The sequence below is a fragment of the Gilliamella sp. wkB195 genome, assembly GCF_001690445.1.
Lineage (GTDB): Bacteria > Pseudomonadota > Gammaproteobacteria > Enterobacterales > Orbaceae > Gilliamella > Gilliamella apicola_E.
The window spans coordinates 1-1,984 of record NZ_LZGP01000029.1 but is presented as its reverse complement, the minus strand read 5'-3'; the positions used below and the strand labels follow the sequence as shown (position 1 = coordinate 1,984).

Below are 1,984 nucleotides of genomic sequence, written 5' to 3'. Positions count from 1 at the left end.
TGAATTAATTATTCGACAACGTATTAATGAGGCGTCTCATGCGCTAATGATTGCTCACGCGAATGGCAGCGATTTAGATAATTTAGGCGCTAACTTCCACGTATACCGTTTAATTATTCAACATGCAGATGACAGCGTCACGCCAGCAATAAAAGAGATCAAGGAATCTGATGCTGACTTTAGATTGCGCATTCAGGCAGCATTTGAAGGGTTATCCGTCGCTGGACCGCGAGCAGCTTATGAATTTTATGCTCGCAGCGCTGACGGTCGAGTATTAGATGCTGCAGCCGAAAGTCCTTCCCCAGCATGTGTAACACTGGCAATATTGTCGCGCGACAATAACGGCGCGGCATCAGACGAACTAATTAAAATTGTTGAAAAAGTGGTTAATGACGACTATCGACGCCCTGTCGCTGATCGTGTAACAGTAAAATCAGTTGAATTAATCGAATATAAGATAAACGCTAAACTGTTTTTATACTCCGGTCCCGAATCGGAACCCATTAAAAAAGCGGCACTCAATAATTTGCAGGAATATATATCAGAAAAGCACCGTATAGGGCGACGCATCAGCCGCAGCGCAATCATATCCGCGTTACATGTTCCGGGTGTTCAACGTGTCGAACTAATAGAACCCAGCAAAGATGTGTTAATTAATCGCGAGCAGGCAAGTTATTGCTCTGATCATCAGGTTGAGGTTGCTGGATATGACAAATAAAACCTTGCTACCACCCTCATCAACAAAGCTAGAAAAAAGGTTATCTCAAGCCATGGTTTGCGATTTCCCAATTCTATTACGCTCATTGTGGAATCCTCAAACATGCCCCTATGAGCTACTACCGTATTTGGCGTGGCAATACAGTGTTGATTATTGGGATGAAAATTGGAACGAACAAATTAAACGTAAGGTTGTCGCGGAGGCGTTCGAAATCCACCAACACAAAGGGACCAAAGAGGCCATCCGCCGAGCAGTTAGTTCATTTGGGTATTTAATTGATCTAATTGAGTGGTGGCAAAATGATAAAACCCCAGGTACATTCTCAATAGAAATTGGAGTATTAGACAAGGGGATCACTGACGAATCCTATAATGAGCTAGTCCGAATAATCGAGGATGTCAAACCGGTATCCCGACATTTGTCCGGGCTATCACTGCATTTAGCAACGAGCGTCAATACAACAATTGGCGCATGTAATTACGACGGTAATACAATCAGCATATATCCGTATGTTAGCGAGACAGTCACAACGAAATCACGCCGACAATTTGGTGCGTCCATTCATTTTATCGATACAATGAGAATATAATCATGAGTCAAACATACTATACAATTCTAACAAAACTTGGCGCTGAGCTATTAGCTAATGCTACAGCGCTCGGTATTCCGCTAAAATTAACCAGCATGGCCGTTGGCGATGGCAACGGATCTGCGCCTAAACCCACAGCCACTCAAACCGCACTAACTAACGAGGTGCGCCGTGCAGCGATCAATTCGTTATCAGTTGATAAAAACAACAGCAACCAAATCATTGCTGAGCAAGTGATCCCGGAAAATGAGGGAGGGTGGTTTATTCATGAGATCGGATTATTTGATGATAGGGGCAATTTGATTGCGGTGGGTAATTGCCCTCCGACGTATAAACCACGATTAGCTGAAGGCAGCGGGCGAACTCAGGTTATTAGGATGATAATTATCATTGATAATATTGATTCTGTTGAATTGAAAATCGATCCGTCGGTTGTTTTAGCTACGCGTGAATATGTCGATGAGAAAATAGAAACCAGAGTACCCCCGTCCCGTAAAATTAATAACAAAAAATTAGACCGCGACGTGATACTCAATGCTGATGACATCAATGCATTGCCTGCTCAGAAAAAAATCAATGCAGGCGCACCTATTTATGAGGTAGGTAACAATGTCGATTTTAAACACCGGCTGACTGTTAACAATTCTGTTGTTGTAACAATAGATCAATTTAAAGAA

Annotated in this window: 3 protein-coding genes; all 3 read left to right on the top strand. The window is 42.6% G+C overall.

Annotated elements, in window-relative coordinates; all coding sequences use genetic code 11:
• Nucleotides 1-718 (top strand): baseplate assembly protein (locus A9G08_RS07625; RefSeq protein ID WP_141673953.1); only part of this gene is annotated, 718 nt, incomplete at its 5' end.
• Nucleotides 708-1,307, top strand: a complete 600-nt coding sequence (locus tag A9G08_RS07620; protein ID WP_065561970.1) for a phage tail protein I — start codon at nucleotides 708-710, stop codon at nucleotides 1,305-1,307. The genes A9G08_RS07625 and A9G08_RS07620, both read left to right, overlap by 11 nt.
• A gap of 2 nt (nucleotides 1,308-1,309) precedes the next feature.
• Nucleotides 1,310-1,984, top strand: a 675-nt coding sequence (locus tag A9G08_RS07615) for a phage tail protein (protein WP_176701532.1), incomplete at its 3' end; no start/stop codon positions are given.